A 4296-nucleotide genomic window follows, 5' to 3' on the forward strand; every position below is an offset into this window, starting at 1 on the left:
CGCTGCTCGGCGCGGCCCTGGGCGTGCATCTGCTGCTGCGCCCCGCACCGTCGATGCCGACCACCACCACCGCCAGCGTCGCCACCGCCACTGCCACTGCCACGACCGTGGCCGCGACCGCCTCGGTGCGCGCCGGCGCGGCCGCCGACAGCGACCAGGCCGCGACCGCGATGCTCGACGAAAATCCCGACCTGTACCTGTGGCTGGGCTCCGATACCTCGCTGGCAATGGAATGAACCCGATGACTCGCCTGATCCGTCTCTCCCTGGCGCTGACGCTGCTGGCCGGCACTGCCGTCCCGGCGGCCTTCGCCGCCCCGCCCCCGCCCGGGCCGCCGCCACCGCCGAGCGCGGCCGACCGCGACGACGACTCCGGCCCGCCGCTGCCCGACTGGGAACACCTGAGCCCACAGCAGCGCGAGCTGCTGATCGCGCCCCTGCGGCAGCGCTGGAACGATGCCCCGCAGCAACGCCGACGCATGTTCGAGCACGCGCAGCGCTGGCAGTCGATGACCCCCGAGCAACGCGACCGCGCACGCAAGGGCGCCCGCCGCTACGAGGACATGACCCCGCAGCAGCGCGAGGAGGCGCGGGTGCTGTTCGAGCGCATGCGCACGCTGCCGCCGGACCAGCGCAAGGCGCTGCGCGACCGCTGGGAAGCGATGACGCCGGCACAACGCGCCGCCTGGATCCGCGCCAATGCCGGCCCGGACAACCTGCCGCCGCCGGATGCTGCCAGGTAGGCGAAACGCGGCGCCGGTTCAAGCCCGATGCGCATGGCGCGCGCGCCCTCGCCTCGTCGTGTGCGGCGCATGGAGTCCAGCGCCGCAGAAATCGCCTCGCAGGAGCGGTTTCAGCCCCCCACGGCGTTCCCGGTAAACCCGGTCGCGGCTGGAAGCCGCTCCCACGGGACACTTCCGAAGTCGCGCTCCAGTCGCGACGCGGCGTTTTCGGTAGCGCCCGTCGCAGTTGAAGCCGCTCTTGCACGGGCTCACCTTGCCCGCAGATCAGCGCCGCCCGAGCCGGCGCCCAAGCGTCGCGGCCGCACTCACGCCGTCCAGCGCGTCTTCGCCAACAGTTCGTCGTTCCAGTCGTAGGCGATCGCGCCGTCCTTCAGGAACAGGGCGACGAAGTTGTAGACGTTGCGTGCGTACATCTCGCTCGCATGCACCGCGCCCATGCTGGCCAGATCCAACGGCCCGGCAATGGTCACGCCGGCGTGTTCGATGGTCTCGCCCGGTCGGGTGAGCTCGCAATTGCCACCGGTCTCGGCGGCCAGATCCACCACCACGCTTCCCGGCTTCATGCCGGCGACCATCGCCGCGCTGAGGATCTTGGGTGCCGGCCGTCCCGGCACCGCGGCGGTGCACACCACCACGTCGATGCCCTTCAGGTGCTCGGCCAGGCGACGCTGCTGCTCCGCGCGCTCGTCGTCGGTGAGTTGCCGCGCGTAGCCGCCCTCGCCGGCGGCGCTGACCCCGAGATCGAGGAACTTGCCGCCCAGCGATTCGATCTGCTCGCGGGTTTCCGGGCGCACGTCGAAGCCCTCCACCTGCGCACCCAGGCGCTTGGCGGTGGCGATGGCCTGCAGGCCGGCCACGCCGGCGCCGACGATCAGCACCTTGGAGGGGCGGATGGTGCCGGCCGCGGTGGTCAGCATCGGGAAGAAACGCGGCGCCAGCTGCGCGGCGATCAGGGTCGCCTTGTAGCCGGCCATGCCGGCCTGCGAACTGAGCACGTCCATCGCCTGCGCGCGGGTGGTGCGCGGCAGCCGTTCCAGCGGAAAGGCGACCAGTTGCCGCGCCTGCAGCGCCGCCGCGCGCGCCGGATCGGCCTGCGGCTGCAGGATGCCGACCACGCCGGCGCCCTCCTTGAGCTGCTGCAGCGCCACCGCCGGCAGCGGCTGCACGCACAGCACCAGATCCGCCTGCGCCGGGCTGTCGGGATCGGCCAGGCTGGCGCCGGCGGCCAGGTAGGCCGCATCGACGAAGCCGGCCGACACGCCGGCCTGCGGCTCGACCCGCACCTGCGCGCCCAGGGCGACCAGTTTCTTGACCGTCTCCGGCGTCGCCGCCACGCGGCGTTCGCCCTGCGCCGATTCCTTCACCACCAGCACCTGCACTGCCATGCGATTCCCCGTGCCTTGCCTGTCGTCCGCGCCGATCCTACAGCGTCCGCACGCCAGGTGGAGGCGTCGCGCACGCCAAGTGGACATCGGCGACCGGGCGCGTTGGCGCCCCCGACCCGAGGGCGCCCGGCGCACGCCGCCTCGGCGAAGGCGTGTTCTCCGCCGGGGCGGCCAGGGGCATGGCCAGGTCGGGAAGGGCGCGGGGTGCGAGGAACCCCTGCATCGCCGGCAAGCGATCGCCAACGCGGGTCAGGCGCAGGCGCGGCGTCAGCCGCGACCGGCAGCGCGAGGAAACCGGGTCGCGGCGGAGGAGACCGCCTGATCCCGCCAAGGCCGACAGACAGGAAACGGCGTCAGCCGCGAATGGGGCTTCGAGTAAAAAGCCCCTCGCGGCTGAAGCCGCCCCTACGGTCGCGATGGCACAGCGACCAACGGCCGCCGGAACGCGTCGCTGGCGATGCGCTGACGCCGCCGATACGGGCAGCCGAGCAGCACGCGACCCGTGCAACGCCACGGCGGCGATCGCCCGCGCCGCCGCGGTGCTCTCAGTGCAAGGTCGCGCTATGCGGATCGAGACGGTCGATGACGCCCTGCATGGCGCTGTCGAAGGCGCCGTCGTCGACGTGCGCGCGCAGCCGGCCCAGCCGCACCATCACCGCCAGTTCTTCCGGCGAGGCCACGCAGAAGCGCACGCCGCGCCGGTTGACGAACAGCAGGCGCGACGAGATCGGGCTCACCCACGACAGCTTGCCGGCCTGCATCTTGCCGTCGCGGTCGACGAAATCCAGCCAGGTGCCGATCTGCATCGTGCGGAAGCGGTCGGCATCGGCGTTGTCGAAATCGTCCATGGTCTGCGGCGGCGCCACGTCCACCGGTTGCGCCTCCTGCACCGGCGGCTGCGGCAGCGCCACCTGCGGCAGTTCCGGCAGCGGCCGCTCCAGTTCCGGGCGCAGTTCGGCCACCGCCTGCAGCGTGTCGTGCAGCGCGTCGATCGCGGCCGTGGCCGCCTCGGCATGCAGGCCGACACTGGCGAAGACCCGCTGCAGCGCGCCCTGCCAGGCCTGCAGCCAGGGCTTGCCGACGATGTGCCGCTGCGCCTCGGCGGCTTCCTCGAGCAGGCCGTCGGCCAGCGCCAGCGCATCGCGCACGCCGGGGCCGCCCTCGCCTTCGCGCAGCATCGCCATGGTCAGGTGGTGCTGCCACGGCTGCCGCAGGAAATCCTGCAACGCCTGCGGCAAATGCCGGCCCTGCAGGCGCACCTGCAGTTCGGCCTCGGCGCGCTGCCGCGCCAGTTCCAGCTTCTCCTGGCCGCGCTGGGTCTCGGCGGCGCGGCGCTCGGCGATCTCGATGCGGCGGCGGTGCTGCACCAGGAAATCGCGGAATTCCTCCTCCAGGGTCAGGAAGATCGCCAGGTTCTCGTTGAACTCGGCCACCAGCCGGTCGATGATCTCCTCGACCTTGCCCATCAGCACGCGCTCGGCCTGGCTCTCGCCGGTGTTGCCCTCGCAGGCCTCGGCCAGCGAATTGAGCAGGCGCCGCGCCGGATGGGTCTTCTGCACGAACATGCGCCGGTCCAGCAATGCGACCTTGACGAACGGCACCACCAGCCGGCCGATCAGTTCGCGCGAGCGGCCCTCCAGGTCGCGCTCGTCGAGCATCACGTCGAACAGCATGCCGACCAGGTCGATCGCGTCCTCGTCGACCGGATCCAGCCGCGCATGCGCCGGATCCACGCCGAACTGGGTGGCGTTGGACAGCACCTCGCTCTTGAGCCGCTGCGCCAGCGATTCGCTGTCGTCGCCGATCGCCGCGCGCAGCGTCGCGCTGGGCGTGGCCTGCAGCAGCGACAGCACCGACATCATCTCGCGCTGGCTCAGCGGCCGTTGCTGGCCGACCGCCGCGGTCGCCGCGGAGGTGGCGCTCTCGCGCGCGTTGCGGGTCTGCTGCAGCAGTTCGTGCAGCGCCTCCAGCAACACGCCCTGGCTGCCGCCGGGCAGGCGCGCCTCGGGGTCCTCGTAGCGCTCGCCGGCCTGCAGGCTGCCGCGGCGCTCGGCCCAGCGGTTGACGAAGCGGTTGGCCCAGGCCGGCGCGTAGTGCTCTTCGTCCTCGCCCAGCTCGGCACCGACGCCATCCCCGGCAGCGCCGGCCTCGCGCGGCGGGCGCTGCTCC

3 protein-coding genes and 1 pseudogene are annotated in these 4296 nt (G+C 72.6%); 2 read left to right on the forward strand and 2 right to left on the reverse strand.

The annotated features are described in order from the left end of the window. Window positions 1–236 (forward strand): annotated as a pseudogene (locus D183_RS0108225) (hypothetical protein); the annotation flags it as partial. A gap of 5 nt (window positions 237–241) precedes the next feature. Then, window positions 242–742 (forward strand): DUF3106 domain-containing protein, encoded by a 501-nt coding sequence (locus tag D183_RS0108230; protein WP_026143493.1) that lies wholly within the window; start codon window positions 242–244, stop codon window positions 740–742. A gap of 305 nt (window positions 743–1047) precedes the next feature. Here D183_RS0108230 and D183_RS0108235 read toward each other — a convergent pair whose 3' ends face one another. Together D183_RS0108235 and D183_RS0108240 are read right to left on the reverse strand one after the other, a co-directional pair. Then, window positions 1048–2127, reverse strand: coding sequence for an NAD(P) transhydrogenase subunit alpha (locus D183_RS0108235; RefSeq protein ID WP_017908585.1), 1080 nt, complete (start codon window positions 2125–2127; stop codon window positions 1048–1050). 545 nt (window positions 2128–2672) lie between these two features. Next, a partial coding sequence (locus D183_RS0108240; protein WP_017908586.1) for a DUF1631 family protein occupies window positions 2673–4296 on the reverse strand: 1624 nt, incomplete at its 5' end.

It is taken from the genome of Xanthomonas sp. SHU 199, assembly GCF_000364665.1.
Lineage (GTDB): Bacteria > Pseudomonadota > Gammaproteobacteria > Xanthomonadales > Xanthomonadaceae > Xanthomonas_A > Xanthomonas_A sontii.

Excerpts from the sequence above, each read along its gene's own strand:
- D183_RS0108230 (WP_026143493.1), top strand. The coding sequence starts at position 242 with ATGACTCGCCTGATCCGTCTCTCCCTGGCGCTGACGCTGCTGGCCGGC.
- D183_RS0108235 (WP_017908585.1), bottom strand. The coding sequence starts at position 2,127 with ATGGCAGTGCAGGTGCTGGTGGTGAAGGAATCGGCGCAGGGCGAACGC.